Origin of the sequence: Streptomyces sp. NPDC004435 (assembly GCF_042873895.1) — a bacterium.
GTDB lineage: Bacteria > Actinomycetota > Actinomycetes > Streptomycetales > Streptomycetaceae > Streptomyces.
The window spans coordinates 362,536-377,911 of record NZ_JBIAMB010000003.1 but is presented as its reverse complement, the minus strand read 5'-3'; the positions used below and the strand labels follow the sequence as shown (position 1 = coordinate 377,911).

Here is a 15,376-nt window from a genome sequence, read left to right as displayed (position 1 = left end):
GTTGGGGCGCCTCCGGGGTGGACTCACCCGAACGTGTCCCGAAGCTATGTTTGGGCGCAGGTGTAAACGCGTGACCTACATCACCGAGGTATAGCTTGCCCGATACTGCCAAATGTTAGTAACGTCCGACGCGCACGGTAGATCTTGGCCGTGGCCGCGTAGGACGGCCCGGGGGGTGGCACCCCAGGGAGACGACATGCCGAGGGAGAGCGGTCCCAGGAAACCGCCCTGCGGCCCCCGAGTAACGCCCGGGGGAGTCCAGCCGAGTTGGCAGTAGGAGAACGGCTCTGCCTCACCAAAAGCCGACCCCGGATTCAGCCACCGGGAGGTAGAGAAGCCCTGCGGGGAACGGCATACCGAAGTAGCTAGACAGACCGGGTGAAGGCAGGCCCGGACCGGTACCCCTGCGGAAGGGGTGGGCAGGCGGCCCCCGGAGCTAGCTACACACACCCGGCCCTGCGGCGAGGCTAATTCCCTCCATGCCGGTCCTGATAGCGAGAGCCCCGACGGGCGTACCGAGGTACGTATGTCGACTCATCAGGTCCCCTCTTGAAGCGAGCAACCCCCATCCGTGGGGGGCCTATTGCTTTCTTCAAGGGGGGGTCCACCACGCTCCCGCCCGCTCCGGACACCCGAGGCATGGAAAACGGAAAGACGACAAGCAACAGCAACCGACACCGGGGCGGCGGTAGACAAGGATTCCAAATGCTAGTAACGTCTTCCTTGTCAGCGAGAGAACAGCAAGGGGAAAGCGCAACATGGCAACGGTGAAGAGGACCCCGGAAGGTCTGGCCGCAGCAATCAAGGCCGCAGGCTTCAAGGTCGAGCGACGGAATCACGGATGGCTGTGCTTCCCTGACGACAAGACCAAGCCCGCCGAATGGCTGAGTCGAAACACCGGAGGTCGAGGACAGCGAAACAATCTGGCGGTAGCAAAGAGGTTCGGGGTTCTGTAACCTCCCCCCAGGGGCCGGGAAACCGGCCCCTTCACCATGTCAGCAAGAGAGAAGGTTTACACGCAATGCGCGAGTATCAGGCCGTAGTTCGAGTGCGGCACCAGGGGAAGAATCTGGCCGCCGATAGCGACGCCCTCGACGTCGTCACCGGGGCCCTGGTCGACTACGGGGCCACGGCGCAGATGGCTGACGGCTGGACCGAGTGGACCATGACCGTGCGCGTCCCGACGCTTTTCGATGTGGCCGCCACCGCCGGCCGAGCCGTCAAGGCCGCGTACGCCGAAGCGGACTGGGGCGTCATCCTGGTCCGCGTGGACGCGTGGCAGGTGGCCGAGTGGGAGCACGGTAAGGGCATCGGCGACTAGCAGGCGGACCGGCGGACTTGATATGGTGAGTCTCGATGATCCCTTGAACTCGTCAACGTCCGTGACCGCTGCGGGCGCGACAGTCAACGAGGATCATCAGGACAGAGGCCCCTTCGGGGGCCTTTTGTCATGCCCCGAAACTAACAGTTGGAACCTACTATTTGACACGCCACGTTTAAACGCCATACAGTTTCCCTTGTCAGCGAGAAACACCCCCCGGCGGGGGTGAACGAAGGGAAGTCAGATGTCCGTTTCGCTCTACAAGGGAATACACCTCTGGACGCTCTCCGACCCTGAGGCCGAGGAAGGCGAGGGGATCAAGATCTGCTTCACCTGCGGGTCCGTCCTTGAGGCCGAGGTGGAGCCCTACAGCGATCTTTGCGCCGTACTCCATGACGCCTACTGCAAGTGCGTTGCCTGCAAGGTCGCGAGGCGATAGAGAGTCGAGGGGCCGGGAAACCGGCCCCTCTTCCATTTCCCTGAAGCTATCATTTGACTCAAGCCGTTTAAACGCGTAACGTTCTTCCTGTCAGCGAGAGAACGACCCCAAAAGGGGCCGGGCTTGAAAACTCAAGAGGGGAAGAATCATGAAGGTCTACCGAGTTGGCGGAACGACCGACGAGATCACGCAGTGCGAGCTTTGCGGCCGTCCCGAACTCAAGGGCACTGTCCAGATGCTGGAGTTGGACGGCGACGGAAACGCCGTCGAGGACCACTACTTCGGCACCTCTTGCGCGGCTAAGGCCGCCGGATGGACGCAGAAGGACGTGAAGGCCGCCGTAAAGGCCGCTGACGCGGCCAAGAGGGAAGCGGAGAGGATCGCCCGAGAGGAAGAGTCCCGGCGGTTCTGCCAGGCCCGAGACGCCTACTTCCTGGCTCGCTACGGCGACCGATGCCACTTCACCATCGCGCGGACGCTCGGACGCAAGTCCTACGAGATGCTGAAGGAATTCGAAGCGCAGTACGCCGGATAGCAGAGAGGGGCGGCCCACCAGGGCCGCCCCTTCTTGCGTTTACACGGATCCGCGGCGGCCCTCGCCGGCCTTCAACCGCTCCTCCAGCTCGGCCATGCGCCGCACATCCGGGCGAGGGTGGTTCCACTGGTTCTGAGGCACCTCTACCGGCTTCGCCGGGCACGCAGCGAGGAACGCGGAGAAGTCCCCATCACACCAGGGCGGGACCCAGGCGCCAGAGCGACAGACGTACACGGCATTGAACGTGACGTCGAGGGCCTGGCCGTCATCGATGACCATGCTTACGGGGATCAAGGGCCGCTCGGTCGGACGCTTCATGGACTCCCGCCACGGCGGGAAGTGAACGAAGACCTGAGAGCCGTTCCAGTAGTGCCCCAGAAGCCAGTTCTCCGCGCTGATCGGCCCGCGACGCTGCCAATCCTCGAAGCTGCGGTGATTGGGCGCGTAGCCGCAATCATGGTGCGCGTCGTATAGGTGAACCGCCTCCCATGGCCCTTCCGCCCCCAGGTTGGTCGGGAAGATCTGTGAGGCCCAGGCGTTCGAGTCGGCATAGAAGACCGTGGCGTCGGGGGCGATGCGGAACCGGTCCCAGAAACCTTCGAACCCTGAGACGCGGGGGAGAGGGACACCAGTGGCGCGGAAGGCTCGGATGCGACGAAGCCAGATGGCTTCCACATGGGTTGCGTCCTCGGCGACCGGCCACGCGTACAGGCTCGCATGGTCGCCCACGGGCCCGCCGGCCGTCGGCGTCGGGAAGAAGAAGTCCCAGTCCACAACCAGGAAATTCATGCTCCGAACCTAACGAAAGGGGGGAGCCCCCAGGCCGAAGCCGGGGGCTCCCAATGGGTGATGGTTGGGCCGTCAGTGACCCGGCGAGCCCGAGCCGCCCTTGCCGTCGCCGGACTCGATGTCCCGGCTGTCGGTTCCGTGGCCGCCGTTGTCGTCGTCGCCACCCATGGGGGTAGCCTTGCGGATGAGTGCTTCCTTGAGGGTCACGGCAGTTCCGCCTTCACTCTGGGAGCGGCCGAGGGCCTGTCCCACGGCCGTAGTGCACTTGCGACCCGTCCCGACCGTCAGCCCTCGCAAAGCGTCGGTCGGGGCGGGGTCTTACCCCGCCCCCGCAAGGGGCGGGAGCTCTAGAGGGGGCCGCCGTGAGGAATGCCCAGCTCGGCGTAGTACGCGAGTAGGAACTGTTCGCTGGCCGCCTCGCGGGCAACGCGCGGCGGGTCCACGTAGCCCCACTCGCACCGTCCGGGATGGCCCCGATAGCTGGTGCAGGGGATCCCCAGCGCGCCCCGCGTCTTCAGGCACGACTCGACGTCCATAAGCCACTGCCCTTCCCCCGACCAGCACAGGAAGACATCTGTCGAATCGCTGGCCCCGGTACGCACGTAGGCGGCATGAAAGCCGTGCTCGACGTCCTCGACCAGGCACTGAAACTCCGGCTCAGGTACCCACTCGACTTCCCGTCCCGGCGAGGGGACGACCAGGGCCCGGAGCAGGTTTACACGGGTCGGCACCGTGGCTTCTGTGCACCGGAAGGTCACTCGAACACCCCCGCAATGCCCAAGGTGACGGAGAGCGCCCAGGCGAGCAGGACCACCACCACGAACGTTCCGAGACTCCACGGGCCCCGCTTTTTCTCGCGCGACTTCGGCCGCTCGGGCGCCGTCGTCACTTCGCCACCCCGGAGAGGGGTTCCTCGACCGCGCGCAGCTCGGTAGCGGTGAGTCCCCGCAGGTCCTCCGGCCACCGATAGAACAGGCGGCCCCCGCCGGGCGGACAGAGGTAGATCAGGCCGCCGCAGCGGTCCGTAACCATGCCGACCTTTCCGGCGCGGTCGATGGCGAACTCTCCCGGCGTGGGGACCCACGCGGGCGCTTCCTCCTGGTGCTCGTTCACGGCTGCCGCCAATCCGTCGCCCGGCGGTGCGGGTGCGCGGCGAGCTGGTCGTTCATGTTCTGCCGGGTGACGCCCTGGGCGACCGCCCGGACCCTGGCGAAGGCGGCGCACATTACGCACCCCTCGACGGGAACCGGCTCAAGGTCGAGGCTCCGGCGTCCGCTCGGCGGGGCCGGCCGCGCCTCGGCGGCCCGCAGGCTGAGAAGGCCCGCCTTCACGGCCTCCAGCGTCTGGCGCTCCACGGGGGCCAGGAACCCCCAGTGCGACGGTTCCGAGTGCGGCGCGCCGGCCGCGTCCGGCGCCCGGTCGTGTCTCACGCGGGCATGTACTTGGGTCATGACTCTCCCCTCGCTGACGTGACACCTAGGCAACCGCGCAACGCTCGGTAGCGGTACCGTTGCGGCAACGTGCCGAGTTGAAAGCGTTGAAAGTCAGGTCCCGCATGGCTAAAGGTGAGGCGAACGAAGGGCTGGCTCGGCTTGTTGCCGAGGCAGACGTGACCCTGGCTCAGTTAGCAACCGCCATCAACCGGGCCGGAGTTGAAGCCCGAGTGACGGTGAAGTGCGATAAGAGCAATGTCAGCCATTGGCTCGCCGGGACGAACCCGCGGCCGAAGACACAGGCCCTGATCGTTGAAGCGCTCTCCCGACGCTTGGGCCGTCAGGTCACTCATGGTGAAGCCGGATTCCCGGCCCCCAAGGAAGCCCCTAAGGGCCGCAGTACCCTGGAGGAACTGACGGACCTGGGGAGGCAAGGGATGGACCTTTCACGCCGGGGTGTGCTGGGAGCCGGCCTCTACTCCGTGGCCCTGAGCGTTCCCGGTTGGCAAGACGTGCTCGGGCGGCTCGAAGCGCTCCACTCAGGCCGAGCCGGACGAATCGGCCTCGCCGAGGTCGAGCTTGTCTCCCAGATGACCGAGAAGATCAGCGAGCTGGACGACCAGTTCGGGGGCCGCCACGCGCGGCCCATGGCGGGCGCCTTCATGGTCAACACCGTTACCGGGTACCTAAGGGCGGACGGCTCCGAGGAGGCACAGAAGGCGATGCGATCAGCCGCCGCCGATCTCTGCTACCTGACTGGATACATGGCCGTAGACGAGGGGCTTCACGGGCTCGCTCAGAAGTACTACGTGAAGGCCCTCGAACTCGCCGGGGCCGCCGATGACCACCTGACCTACTGCACCACGCTTCGAGGCATGAGCGTTCAGGCCGTCGACTTGGGGCATGGCGCCGATGCTCTCCGGCTGGCCGAAGCTGCGGCGGCAGCATCCCCGAAGGCCGGCCCTCGCATGTTTGCCTTCCTGCGGGGGCAGCAAGCGCACGCCGCCGCCCAGGACGGAGACAAGAGCGCCGCTCTTCGGTACATGAGGGAAGCTGAAGCGGCGATGGACCGTGCGGAGAGTCGAGGAAAGCCGCTCGGTTCCTATGACCCGTCCTCCCTCAACTACCACACGGCGCAGGTTCGTTACGAGCTAGGCGACGTGCACGGCTCTATCGACGCGATGAAGGAGAGCAACAAGCTCCGCTTCTCCGTGTACAGGCGCAACGACGTGCGCATGCGTTCGATACTCGCTGAGCGTCAACTTCAGGTCGGACACCTCGAAGAAGCGGTGAAGACGTGGCATGAGGCGTTGGACCACTACCCCCTGGTTCACTCGGGTCGCGCGGATGAGCGGATCGCCAACATGCGGAGCCTGATCCGTCCGCATCTCCGCCATCAGGGAGCGGCCGACCTGTTTGAACGCTCCGAGACGATGAAGCCCGGAACCGTGTAAACGGCGCCGCGGAACGCCAAAAGGCCCCCCGCACCGGAAGGGTGCGGGGGGCTCTCTGTGGGCTCTTAGCCCTGGTCCTCAAGGCCGGTGTGGCCGGCGGACGGGGTGAGGAGGGCGGTGCGGGTCTTCGCGTCCTCGACGCGCTGAACAACCTCACCACCAGCCAGGCCGAGGACGGCCGCGACCAGGCCGAGGACTTCGGCCTTCGGGACCTCGACGCCGTACGCGGCGACCAGGCCGAGGACGGCCACGGCGAGCGAGTAGATACGGGCGGGGTGAGTCTTGAAGATGCTCATGAGGGTTCCTTACTTGTAGGCGAGAGAGAAGAGTGCGGCCCAGCCCTTCGGGCCAATGGCGGTGTCCCAGGTCGAGCCCTTCGCCGCGTACTGCGGGTACCGGCGGTGGAACAGGCCCACCGACTCCTGAGTCAGCGGGCCGTAGTTGTCCGCCTCGGCGACGCCCTTGTTCATGAATCCAGCGATCTTGAGGGCCCGCTGAAGCGAGCGGGCCGAGGGCTTCGAGGTGTTGGGCTTCAGGCCCTTCGGGAACGCCGGAGGCGTGTACTTCGGGGGCTTCGGAGTCGGCTTCGGGGCAGGCTTCGGCGGAGCCGGCTTCGAGGGCTTCAGGTGCGCGTTTACACGGGCGAGGAAGTAGTCCCACGGGAAGTTCGGGCCCGGGTCCGTGTGGTCGGTCTGGCGGTAGGCCGCCGACACGTCGCGGTGACCGCAGATACCGCGCTTCCCGGCCTTCAGCTCGGACGCCGTCAGCTTGACCGCCGGAATCTTGTGCTTCGCACACCAGCCGGCCACCACCTTCGCCGCGTTCTCCAGGACGCCCTTCGAGTACTGGTCCAGCCACTCGGCGCGCGACTGACGCGCGTACCCGGCAAGCTCGATGCCCAGGCCGTCAGAGTTCGCGCCCGGAGCGTGCCAAGCCCGGTCGCCGTCCGCGACACAGCGGACCGTCGAGTCGTTGTCCACGCAGACGTGCGCGGAAGCCTTCGAGGAGGCGGGCAGGGTCGAGAACCATCGGGCGACGTTCTCAGCCGTCTTCGGGCCCTCGGGGGCCTCCATGTCGTGCACGACGATCACGCGAATCGGAACGGAACGGCCAGGGCCGTACCACTTAGCCTGTACAAGATCCATCAGTGTGCCTCCGTGATAAGAGAAGTGATTTCCTGGTGCTGCGTGACCATGAGCGAACGCAGCTCGGCAATAGCGGCCTGACCCGTGACCAGTTCGGAAAGGTGCCGATTCTCGGCTTCGAGGCGGGCGACACGCCCGCTAAGCTCTTCAAGCTGTGCTTCGAGCCGATCGGCTCGCGCCTTCTGCGCTTCGGCTTCGCCCTTCCAAATCTCCGCCGTCTGGTTGTCGACGGAAGAGCGAACGCGCACGTATCCGGCAGCTAGAACGCCAATGGCGGCCAGGGCGCCGAAAGCCCAGCCAGAGACGCTAAAGATGTCCATCGAGGGTTTCCATTTCTAAGTTGTGCCAAGCCAGCGAAATTCCATGCCGGTAACGCGCGCGCCGGAATCAAGATTCAAAGACGCGCCGCTCGTCTGAAGCGTGAAAAGTTCGTAGTGGTCACCTGCGTTGCAAGTCATTTCGAAGGTTCGCGTGATGAACGTCGAAGAGCCTGAAACCGCAGGAATGTTGATCGTCGTGAGCGTGCTTCCGGCCGAAGAGCTGCCGCCGGAATTGAGTCGAAGGTTCAGCTGCCGATAGCCAGTTGCGTGAACCTGATATCGGGCGTACATCGAAACCAGATACTGGCCAGGCGTGTTGATCGTGATTCGGCTGGGGTTTACCGAAGTCGAGTGCATCGAGTCGGTATCCCACTGCTCTCCGTCAAAGGGGATAAGAACGCTCGTCCCCGTCGGCACAGCAATCGTGCTTGTCGAGTTGACATTGACCCGCGGAGGGTTCATCAGGAAGTCGAGCGGGGTCTTTGTTGCGGCAGTCAACTTGGCCGCAGTCACCTTCTCGCCCGAAAGGAAAGACTGAGTAGGAGGAATCGTTGCCATGCTGGGAGAACTCCAAAAGGGAACGACGAAGGGGCGGCCCCGTAGGGCCGCCCCTGAGAGCGTGTAAACGTGCGGCTAGTAAGCCAGGACAGTGGACCGGTCGAGCCGCCCCCACTCCGAGGATTCGAGGATCCAGACGTCCGTGCCACCAGCGGGGGAGAGGGAGAGCGTTGTGTGCCACTCGATCGCGGAGCCGTTCACGGCCACGTCCGTGCTGACAGCCTCGACGTAGAAGTCAAGGCTGGAGTCCGGGGCCTGATCCGGTAGATCAGTCAGCTTGATCCGGTCTCCGATCTCGACCGCGAGGGCGAGCTGAAAGAGGGCCGGCGTAGCCGTGGCGTTCAGGCTCACAGAGTCGCAACGAACAACCGGCGAGGAGTACAGGTTGAGCAGCGAGTATGCCGCGTTCTGTACGGCCGCATCCGTCGTGAGCCGCAGCTCAAGCCCCCTCGACTTCCGCCCGAAAGCGGCAATCGAGCCGCGATCCTTCAGAACCCCCTCGGAGCCATTAGGCCGCTTGAAAGTCACCTCATTGATGATCTGGCTCTCGTCCATCTCGAAAGTGAGACCGGGCTCATATGGAAGCCCCAGAGAATCACCGAGCCGGAAGCGCGGGAAGGCACCCTGTCGGCGCGAACGGCTGTGGTAGGTCAGTCTGCCGTCCCCGTCCATGAACACGTACCCGGAGGCATCCTCGGCCGCCTCCTGGATAACGTCGAGGGCCTTAGCCCCAGACGTCCATGACGGCCCCTGAAGCGCGCTCATCCCCGCGTCGAGAGCGAGTTCCCCGGCGAACCGAGCCATGCCGGCCAGTCGCGTAATGCGTGACGCCTCATCCTCGGGGTAGTCCTTGCCGCCAAAGTCGCCCACGGCCCAGATCTCGGAAATCTCGGAGAATCTGAGTTCCCGATCCCAGATGGCCAAATGGCCGTAACGGCCGTTCGCGTATTCCTGATAGTACGAACCCGCCTGGGCGCCGCCCAGGCTCGACCACTGAAGGTTTCTCAGGTCGTCATTGGCCGCATAAGCCTGAATCTGGGAATCAAGATCGCCGTTCAGGCAGACAGTGACAAGCCCATCCCGAACTGACACCACAATAAACGTAGGCTTCGAAGTCGAGAGGGAGCCCGAGGACGTGAGCGATACCGAGCCGTCAACGAACGTGACGTTCGTGACCAGCTTCCCGGAGGAATTCACCTGAAGCTTCAGGTGATCGCCGCCCGTCTCCGCCCAGGACCGAAATAGGGTCCCGAAGGCTCCGGCAGACGGAAGCACCGGCTGACACCAGAACGCGACCGTGAGAGCCGACGCGAGCGGATAGCCCCGAGCGCCGTTCTCGCAGACATCCACGACCGTCCCCTGATTCGCCGCGACGTTCGCCAAGCTGTAGCTGGTCGCCGGATCGGTCCTGACGATGGGATCGGCGCCCAGGCGGGCCGTCCCCGGCCCGTACTTCGAGGCCGCGAGCCTCGCCGGCCGCTGGTCGTCCACCACGTTCTCAAGGCGGGTCGCCCCCTCGGCGTCCCCGAGGGGCCAGTAACCGAGAGGATCGGTCGCCATGACTTGCTCCTGCACGGGTGTCCGCAGGTCCGTCGAGGCCAGGACGGCCATGCCGTCCACGGCGGTCACGTCGACAGTTGCCGTCAGGCCCTCGGCCACCATCGGCCACCGCTCGATGTAGCCGTGAAAGATGGACCCGCCCGGGGACCACGGCCCGAGCTGGGAGCCCTCCTCGATCTGAACTTCATCAAGGTAGAACTCGGCTCCCTCGGGGAGCGCGGTTTGTGTGCCGATCTCAAAGGTGGCCCAGACGGCGCCGGTTGGCGCCGTAGAGGTCACCGCGGGCAGCTGGCTCCAAGTCATCCCGGGCCCGGAGAGAGTGACCATTCCCCCTCGGGCGCCGGGGGGGTAGAGGGGGGACCCGTCCTCGGCGTGCCAGATGAACCGACCAGCCAGCGTGACGTTCGGGGAGGAGCCCCCGAGCTGTACGGCGGCCGATGCCGAATAGGTACGGCCGGGCACCACGCGCGTCATGCCCGACTGGGCCGGGAGGCGTCCCCTGCCGCACCGCACGGCGTGACCGAATGGCGTGGCGTTGTGCGACCCCAGGCACTTCACGCGGATCGATCCCGTACCCGACTTGGGCCACGGCTCCCATGAGCACTCCGTGAGGAAGAGCGAAAAGAAGGTGTCGAAGCTGCGCGGTGACTCGTTGCTGTCGCCGCCCGTCGAGACGTCGCGCGGCGCCAGGTTGGAGGTGCGGACCCGCACCCGCCGGCGGGGGACCACGTTCGGGTAGTACGGCTGAGCCCGCACCCATTCGGCCCGCTCCGCCATCACGACCAGGCCGCCGTTCCCCTCGGGGTAGTGGTCCGCAACGATGTGGACCAGGGCCGAGGCCGCCCCCGGAGGGGGCGTCTCGGCATGTGTGTAAACGGCCCGGTCGCGATCAGCCACGAAGGGTGTCCCCTGGTCGAATTTGAGGGGCCACCCCTGCGCGTCACGCCACTGCACGGCGAAGTGGCAGGCCACCGGCAGGCCGTTCGTGTAAACGGTCCGAGACACGAACCGGAGTCGGCCGTCGTCCTCGACCTGGGGCACAGTCAGCACCTCGACCAGGACGCCACCGGCGGCGCCCGTCAGGTCCCGGTCCGTGGGCGGCGCATCCGCCAAAGCGTTAGCCCCCGACTTCTGCTTGCCGGGCGTGAACCGCCCGTCCGAGTTGTCGAGGGCGAGCGAGAGGGTTCCAGCCTCGATACGGTCCAGTTCGTAGTTCCGTCCTCGACGGACCTGAAACCCCCTCACGTAGTCGCTAATGTCCGTCCACGTATACGACTTGGAGAAGGGGCCCCCATCAAAAGCGACCTCGACAGTGACCTTAGGAATCATCAGAATCCCGTCCTTCCCCCGTTTCGCTTTCCGGTGCGAACGATCTCGTCTCGAACAGTGGTGGCAATGGACTTCGCTAGGGCCTTCTCGCTGGTCACGTTGCCCTGGACCGTCACGTAGACGACCGGGGCCGCAGTCTGACCAGCACCCGCCCCGACCCGCGCTCCACTCTCTATAGACCTGTAAAAAACGCGGCCCGTCGGTCGAGTTCCGGCAAGTTCGTCCACGGCCTTCTGAACGTCGCCCTGGCCCTGGCGTATGCCGCGCTCGAAGCCCTGGGCGGTGAAGCCGCCCAGCACGGTGAAGACGCGGCTCGGAGACTTGATCCCCAGCGCCCGCTTCAGGGCCTTAACCATGTTCTTCGCCATCTTGTCGATGGCCTGGTTGAGGGCGCTCTCCTTCTTCTTCAGGCCCTTGATCAGGCCCTCGGTTGCCCGAATGCCCGCGTCGTAATAGCTGCCCGCAACGGTGCTTCCGAGCTTCCCGGCCTCGTAACCGATGGCCGAGTAAGTGGAGTTCAGTTCCTTGATCTGGCCGCCGCCTGCATTGAGAAGGGCCTGGGCCATCTGGCCGCCCTCTTCGGGGCCGGCCTGGGCGATTTCGTTGATGATCCCCTTACCGAGGCCACGCTGAGCAAGCTTGGTCAGGTTCCCCCGGAAGTCCCGAATCGACTTCAGCTTGCCCTTCAGCCGCGACAGAATCGCGTTCGCCGAGTTGTCGCCGTACTCCGAAGAGTCGAGGGCGCCCATGAACGAGCCGTAGTCCTTCGCCTTCGTCGTGATGGACGAAGCGAGATCAGCCTTAGCCTTCTTCAGGCCGTCGAGCTTGGACTGTGCCGCGACAAGCTGAGAGTGGACCTTGTCTCGCTGGACAGCGAGAGTGCGCATTCTGGCGTTGTAGACCGAGATAACCCGAAGCGCCTGCGGCCCGTTCTTCTTGAACTTCTTGATCCGCTCAGCATCAGCCCTAAGGCCCTTCTGCTGAGCGTCGAGGCTCTTCAGCTTCTGCCGGTCGGCAGCCAAGTCCTCCCGGATCTTCTTCTTTTCCTTCTTGCTGAGCCCCTTCTTCTTCAGCTTGTCTTCCGCATCGGAGATCTTCCGAAGAAGCTTCCGGCGGGATTCCGCGTTCCTCGCGAACTGATCGTTGATCTTCTTCAGCTCGGCATCAGCCTTCGGGCCAATGCCCTTGATCATGTTCGTAAGCTTCGTGATCGTCTCAGCGAGCTTCTTCGTCCCGCCGTTGATGCCGACCACCAGGCCCTGAACGATGAACCCGCCGATCTCCGCCATGACGCGGGAGGGAGAGTGAATGCCCAGGGCGCTTTTAATCGGACCGGGAATTTTGTCAACGATCGAAGAGACCGCACCCATGACGGCGCCGAGAGAGTTCTTGATTCCTCGAACCAGGCCGGCGATGATGTCGCGGCCGATCTGCATAAGCTGGCCGGGGAGCCCCTTGAAGAACGCGGTGATCTTCCCCGGGATCTCCTTCACAATGGCGATGATTCCTCGGCTGTTGACCGAGATGGTCGTCTTAATGCCGTTCCAGCCGAGAGACCAAATGCTCTTGATGAAGTTGATCCCGCCCTGAATCACGCTGCGGATGCCGCTGATCCAGCCGGAGACACCCGACTTGATGAAGTTCGCCGATGCCGTAAAGCCGTTTCGGACCGCAGCCCAACCCGACGACCACAGGCCGGTTATCTTCGCCAGGCCGCCCCGCAGAATGCCGATGAGGCTTCCGTAAATGTAGACCTTGAAGACGCCGACAATTGCAGTCCAGATGCCGGAGAAGATCCGCTTAACGCCACCCCAAGCCTTCGACCAGTTACCCGTGAAGATTCCGATGAAGACTTCCGCAACACCCTGGATGATGTCGAGCGCGCCAGAAATGACGCCAACGATTCCCGACCACAGGCCCGACAGGGTTCCGACCACGATAGGGCCAAGGAACTTCCAAAGCCCCGCGAGGATCGGAGAGAGAATGTCGATCGCGACGCCGATAGCCTCGGTGACGGTCGCGAAGACCTGGCCGAACTTCTCGATCACCGGCTGAGCCTCGGTCCACATTCCCTGAAGGACCGGAACGACCTGCGTACGCAGGAAGCTGACGAAGCCCTGGAAATGGGGGAGTACAGCGTTCACCAGGCCCATAAGGGCCGGAAGAACCTGCCCGGTCACCACGGACGCGATCGTGCCGAAGACCGGCGCGGCAATCGCGACAAGGTCTCGGAACAGAGGGACGATGCCGGTTGAGAGCGCCTGTCCCAGGTTCGAGAGGGTCGGGAGAACCGTGCTCAGGCCCTGGGAGAACGCGGGCCCGAGCTGGTCGCGGACCGCTGACACAACGGGCGTTAGCCGCTGACGCATCCGGTCGAAGACCGGGCCCAGCCGCTTTGCGGCACTGTCGCCGGCCACGATGACCGACGCGAAAGCGTCCATGAAGCCGACTTCGAGGCGCCGTTTAAACTGTTCGACCTTTGCGGCCGCGTTGTTGTGCAGAGTGTCCGACATCTGCGATGCGGCACCCTCGACCTTTCCGAGGGCCTGAACGGCGGTACTCGGATCCAGCGCGTAAAGGGCGGCGCCGAGGTCTTCGCTCTTCGTGCCGAAGAGATCGAACGCAACCGAGTTCCGCTTTACCGGGTCCTCGATCGCCCGAAGCTTGTCGAGCGTCAGATCGAAAGCCGCCGCGGCCTCGGTGCCGCCCTTGCCGAGGGCGGTAATCATCTTGTTCGCGTCGAGGTCGAGACGGCCAAAGCCCGCCTTAACGCCATCGGCGCCCTTCACGGCCTCAATCGAGAATTCCTTGACCGCGTCCGCGACCACGTCAGCGTCTCGCGCGCCGGCCTTGAGGCCCTGCACCATCAGGCCGGTAGCCTGGGCCCCGGTAAGACCCATGTTCCGGAATTGGGTGCCGTACTCGTTCAGCGTGTCAAGGAAGTCCTCGGCCTTATCGGCGCCGTTCGTGAAACCGGCCGCGACGATATCGAGGGCTTCCTTTGCGCTCGACGCAAGTCCGGTTCGCATAAGCTGCGAGACGCCGCGAGTCACGCCGCCGAGGTCCTGATCAAAGGTTTCCGCGAGGGTCAAAACCTTCGACGCAATGGGCTTGAAGTCCACGTCATCAACGGCCATGTTCAGGTCCTGGGAGACCCGTCGAACGGCATCGCCCGCGCCCGACAGGGAGTCGCCGAAGCCCTCCGCGTACAGCGAACCGGCCAAGTCCCCCGCTGCCTTAGCGTCCGCCCCAGTAAGGCCCATCTGGGCCGCGAGCTTGGCCTCACGGCCAATCTCTTCGAGGCCCTTAGCGAAGCCCACCAGGGCCGCCACGGGGAGGGCGGCCAGGACGGCCGCACCCATACCCGCAAGTCCGGCCTTCAGGCCCTCGAAACGGGAGCCCATTTCATCGGCCTGGTTACCCGCCTCCTCGGCCTCCTCGCCGAGGTCCCGAAGGGCTTCCTGAGCCTGAGAGCTGTTGCCGACGATGACGACTCGAAGCGTTCTCTGATCAGCCATTGTCAGCCCCCTCGGTTGGCGTTGTACTCGTTCATGTAGTCGCAGAAAGCGCGATACTCCGCCGCCGTGAGACGGCGAATTTCGCTAGGTGACATGCGGTAGAAGTGACAGAAAGCCGCCCGCTCCTTTAGGCGTTCGGCTCGCTGTCGTTTCCCGGGCCGTCCACGCCGACCAGCTCAAGCGCAGAAACGCGAACGGCGCGCGCGTCCTCAAGGGAGAAACCGGGCTTCTCCACTCGCTGAGTAATCCAGATCAGGGCCTTAAGGGCCTTCGTGCTGATCTGAGTCTGAAGCTCGGGACGGCCCTTCTCGTCAAGAACCTTTCGACCGTCGGCGCCTATAACCGGCTTCGGCTGAAGCACGTCATAGAGCGGGGCGCCGACAACGTCCTCGAAGTCCTCAAGGTCGCCAATGGTGAGGATGTCGGGGTCGATGCGAAGGGCGACAGAGTCAGTGATGGTGCTCATTCGGGGAAAGCCTCCTGTGAAATCTCGTCAATGCGACGCATGTACTGATCGATAAGCTCGGGACCGTTTTCCCGAATGGCGGGGTGAAGGAAGTAGCCAGGGCCGCCGGCCCAGCCGGAGAACGCGTTTCCCCGCCAGCGGCTGAAGCCACGGGCAAGAACACCTCGACGCGTTCTCTTCTTTGAGCCGAACTCGGCACCGAGGGCATACGGCTTTCTCGCCGAACCGAGTCGGACGGCCGCATAGTTCTGTGTCTTGGTGGCCCTGAGGGATTCCGCCGCGGCCTGCTGCTGACGGGAAAGTCCAGCCGCTTTCGACTTGGCCGCGTCGGTCAGCTTGTCGGCGACTTCGAAGTTGGCTTCCTTCACGCCATCTCGAAGGCCGTCGGCGCCAATGCGCGCAAGAGCGCGCGTGAACTGAGCTAGGCCCTCGACGTTTGCGGCAACGCCTTCAATGGGCATAGCCCAGCCTCATTCCAAATAGTAGTTTCGCGGCGCGAAAGAGAAGGG

At 64.5% G+C, this 15,376-nt stretch carries 17 protein-coding genes; 3 read left to right on the top strand and 14 right to left on the bottom strand.

Features of this window, described 5'->3' with window-relative positions; all coding sequences use genetic code 11:
- Nucleotides 1-1,021: 1,021 nt before the first annotated feature.
- The gene (locus ACFYT9_RS07375; RefSeq protein WP_389161526.1) at nt 1,022-1,321 is read left to right on the top strand and encodes a hypothetical protein; all 300 of its coding nucleotides are present in this window, start codon (nt 1,022-1,024) and stop codon (nt 1,319-1,321) included.
- Between the two features lie 587 nt (nt 1,322-1,908).
- A complete protein-coding gene (locus tag ACFYT9_RS07370; RefSeq protein ID WP_389161525.1) occupies nt 1,909-2,295 on the top strand; it encodes a hypothetical protein in 387 nt (128 codons plus the stop codon).
- A 39-nt stretch (nt 2,296-2,334) separates the two neighbouring features.
- Here ACFYT9_RS07370 and ACFYT9_RS07365 read toward each other — a convergent pair whose 3' ends face one another.
- The 6 genes from ACFYT9_RS07365 to ACFYT9_RS07340 all read right to left on the bottom strand — a co-directional run bounded on the left by ACFYT9_RS07365 (nt 2,335) and on the right by ACFYT9_RS07340 (nt 4,535).
- Nucleotides 2,335-3,084 carry a hypothetical protein gene (locus ACFYT9_RS07365; protein ID WP_389161524.1) on the bottom strand — a complete coding sequence of 250 codons (750 nt, stop codon included), beginning with the start codon at nt 3,082-3,084 and terminating at the stop codon, nt 2,335-2,337.
- Nucleotides 3,085-3,156: 72 nt separating this feature from the next.
- Nucleotides 3,157-3,291, bottom strand: a complete 135-nt coding sequence (locus tag ACFYT9_RS07360; RefSeq protein ID WP_389161522.1) for a hypothetical protein — start codon at nt 3,289-3,291, stop codon at nt 3,157-3,159.
- Nucleotides 3,292-3,431: 140 nt separating this feature from the next.
- The gene (locus ACFYT9_RS07355) at nt 3,432-3,815 is read right to left on the bottom strand and encodes a hypothetical protein (RefSeq protein WP_389161521.1); all 384 of its coding nucleotides are present in this window, start codon (nt 3,813-3,815) and stop codon (nt 3,432-3,434) included.
- A gap of 23 nt (nt 3,816-3,838) precedes the next feature.
- Nucleotides 3,839-3,973: a hypothetical protein gene (locus ACFYT9_RS07350; RefSeq protein WP_389161519.1), complete on the bottom strand. Its 135-nt coding sequence runs from the start codon at nt 3,971-3,973 to the stop codon at nt 3,839-3,841.
- The gene (locus ACFYT9_RS07345; protein WP_389161518.1) at nt 3,970-4,197 is read right to left on the bottom strand and encodes a hypothetical protein; all 228 of its coding nucleotides are present in this window, start codon (nt 4,195-4,197) and stop codon (nt 3,970-3,972) included. Before ACFYT9_RS07345 ends, ACFYT9_RS07350 begins: the two co-directional genes overlap by 4 nt.
- Nucleotides 4,194-4,535 (bottom strand): hypothetical protein, encoded by a 342-nt coding sequence (locus ACFYT9_RS07340; protein ID WP_389161517.1) that lies wholly within the window; start codon nt 4,533-4,535, stop codon nt 4,194-4,196. The genes ACFYT9_RS07345 and ACFYT9_RS07340 overlap by 4 nt, the downstream gene beginning before the upstream one ends.
- A gap of 104 nt (nt 4,536-4,639) precedes the next feature.
- On the opposite strand from ACFYT9_RS07340, the gene ACFYT9_RS07335 reads away from it, so the two are divergent.
- On the top strand, nt 4,640-5,971 hold the full coding sequence (locus ACFYT9_RS07335) for a tetratricopeptide repeat protein (RefSeq protein ID WP_389161515.1): 1,332 nt from the start codon (nt 4,640-4,642) through the stop codon (nt 5,969-5,971).
- 65 nt (nt 5,972-6,036) lie between these two features.
- On the opposite strand, the gene ACFYT9_RS07330 is transcribed toward ACFYT9_RS07335, so the two are convergent.
- The 8 genes from ACFYT9_RS07330 to ACFYT9_RS07295 form a co-directional block, all read right to left on the bottom strand.
- Nucleotides 6,037-6,267 carry a hypothetical protein gene (locus ACFYT9_RS07330; protein WP_389161514.1) on the bottom strand — a complete coding sequence of 77 codons (231 nt, stop codon included), beginning with the start codon at nt 6,265-6,267 and terminating at the stop codon, nt 6,037-6,039.
- Nucleotides 6,268-6,276: 9 nt separating this feature from the next.
- Nucleotides 6,277-7,062, bottom strand: a complete 786-nt coding sequence (locus tag ACFYT9_RS07325) for an N-acetylmuramoyl-L-alanine amidase (protein WP_389161512.1) — start codon at nt 7,060-7,062, stop codon at nt 6,277-6,279.
- 53 nt (nt 7,063-7,115) lie between these two features.
- Nucleotides 7,116-7,436, bottom strand: coding sequence for a hypothetical protein (locus tag ACFYT9_RS07320; protein WP_389161510.1), 321 nt, complete (start codon nt 7,434-7,436; stop codon nt 7,116-7,118).
- A gap of 15 nt (nt 7,437-7,451) precedes the next feature.
- Nucleotides 7,452-7,994, bottom strand: coding sequence for a hypothetical protein (locus tag ACFYT9_RS07315; RefSeq protein ID WP_389161509.1), 543 nt, complete (start codon nt 7,992-7,994; stop codon nt 7,452-7,454).
- Nucleotides 7,995-8,069: 75 nt separating this feature from the next.
- On the bottom strand, nt 8,070-10,883 hold the full coding sequence (locus tag ACFYT9_RS07310; protein ID WP_389161508.1) for a LamG-like jellyroll fold domain-containing protein: 2,814 nt from the start codon (nt 10,881-10,883) through the stop codon (nt 8,070-8,072).
- Nucleotides 10,883-14,401 carry a phage tail tape measure protein gene (locus tag ACFYT9_RS07305; RefSeq protein WP_389161506.1) on the bottom strand — a complete coding sequence of 1,173 codons (3,519 nt, stop codon included), beginning with the start codon at nt 14,399-14,401 and terminating at the stop codon, nt 10,883-10,885. The genes ACFYT9_RS07310 and ACFYT9_RS07305 overlap by 1 nt, the downstream gene beginning before the upstream one ends.
- A gap of 127 nt (nt 14,402-14,528) precedes the next feature.
- Nucleotides 14,529-14,867, bottom strand: a complete 339-nt coding sequence (locus ACFYT9_RS07300; protein ID WP_389161504.1) for a hypothetical protein — start codon at nt 14,865-14,867, stop codon at nt 14,529-14,531.
- On the bottom strand, nt 14,864-15,328 hold the full coding sequence (locus ACFYT9_RS07295) for a hypothetical protein (protein WP_389161502.1): 465 nt from the start codon (nt 15,326-15,328) through the stop codon (nt 14,864-14,866). Before ACFYT9_RS07295 ends, ACFYT9_RS07300 begins: the two co-directional genes overlap by 4 nt.
- Nucleotides 15,329-15,376 lie beyond the last annotated feature (48 nt).

Coding starts and splice junctions, on each gene's coding strand:
- ACFYT9_RS07375 (WP_389161526.1), top strand. CDS start 1,022: ATGCGCGAGTATCAGGCCGTAGTTCGAGTGCGGCACCAGGGGAAGAAT.
- ACFYT9_RS07370 (WP_389161525.1), top strand. CDS start 1,909: ATGAAGGTCTACCGAGTTGGCGGAACGACCGACGAGATCACGCAGTGC.
- ACFYT9_RS07365 (WP_389161524.1), bottom strand. CDS start 3,084: ATGAATTTCCTGGTTGTGGACTGGGACTTCTTCTTCCCGACGCCGACG.
- ACFYT9_RS07340 (WP_389161517.1), bottom strand. CDS start 4,535: ATGACCCAAGTACATGCCCGCGTGAGACACGACCGGGCGCCGGACGCG.
- ACFYT9_RS07335 (WP_389161515.1), top strand. CDS start 4,640: ATGGCTAAAGGTGAGGCGAACGAAGGGCTGGCTCGGCTTGTTGCCGAG.
- ACFYT9_RS07330 (WP_389161514.1), bottom strand. CDS start 6,267: ATGAGCATCTTCAAGACTCACCCCGCCCGTATCTACTCGCTCGCCGTG.
- ACFYT9_RS07320 (WP_389161510.1), bottom strand. CDS start 7,436: ATGGACATCTTTAGCGTCTCTGGCTGGGCTTTCGGCGCCCTGGCCGCC.
- ACFYT9_RS07315 (WP_389161509.1), bottom strand. CDS start 7,994: ATGGCAACGATTCCTCCTACTCAGTCTTTCCTTTCGGGCGAGAAGGTG.
- ACFYT9_RS07310 (WP_389161508.1), bottom strand. CDS start 10,883: ATGATTCCTAAGGTCACTGTCGAGGTCGCTTTTGATGGGGGCCCCTTC.
- ACFYT9_RS07305 (WP_389161506.1), bottom strand. CDS start 14,401: ATGGCTGATCAGAGAACGCTTCGAGTCGTCATCGTCGGCAACAGCTCT.
- ACFYT9_RS07300 (WP_389161504.1), bottom strand. CDS start 14,867: ATGAGCACCATCACTGACTCTGTCGCCCTTCGCATCGACCCCGACATC.
- ACFYT9_RS07295 (WP_389161502.1), bottom strand. CDS start 15,328: ATGCCCATTGAAGGCGTTGCCGCAAACGTCGAGGGCCTAGCTCAGTTC.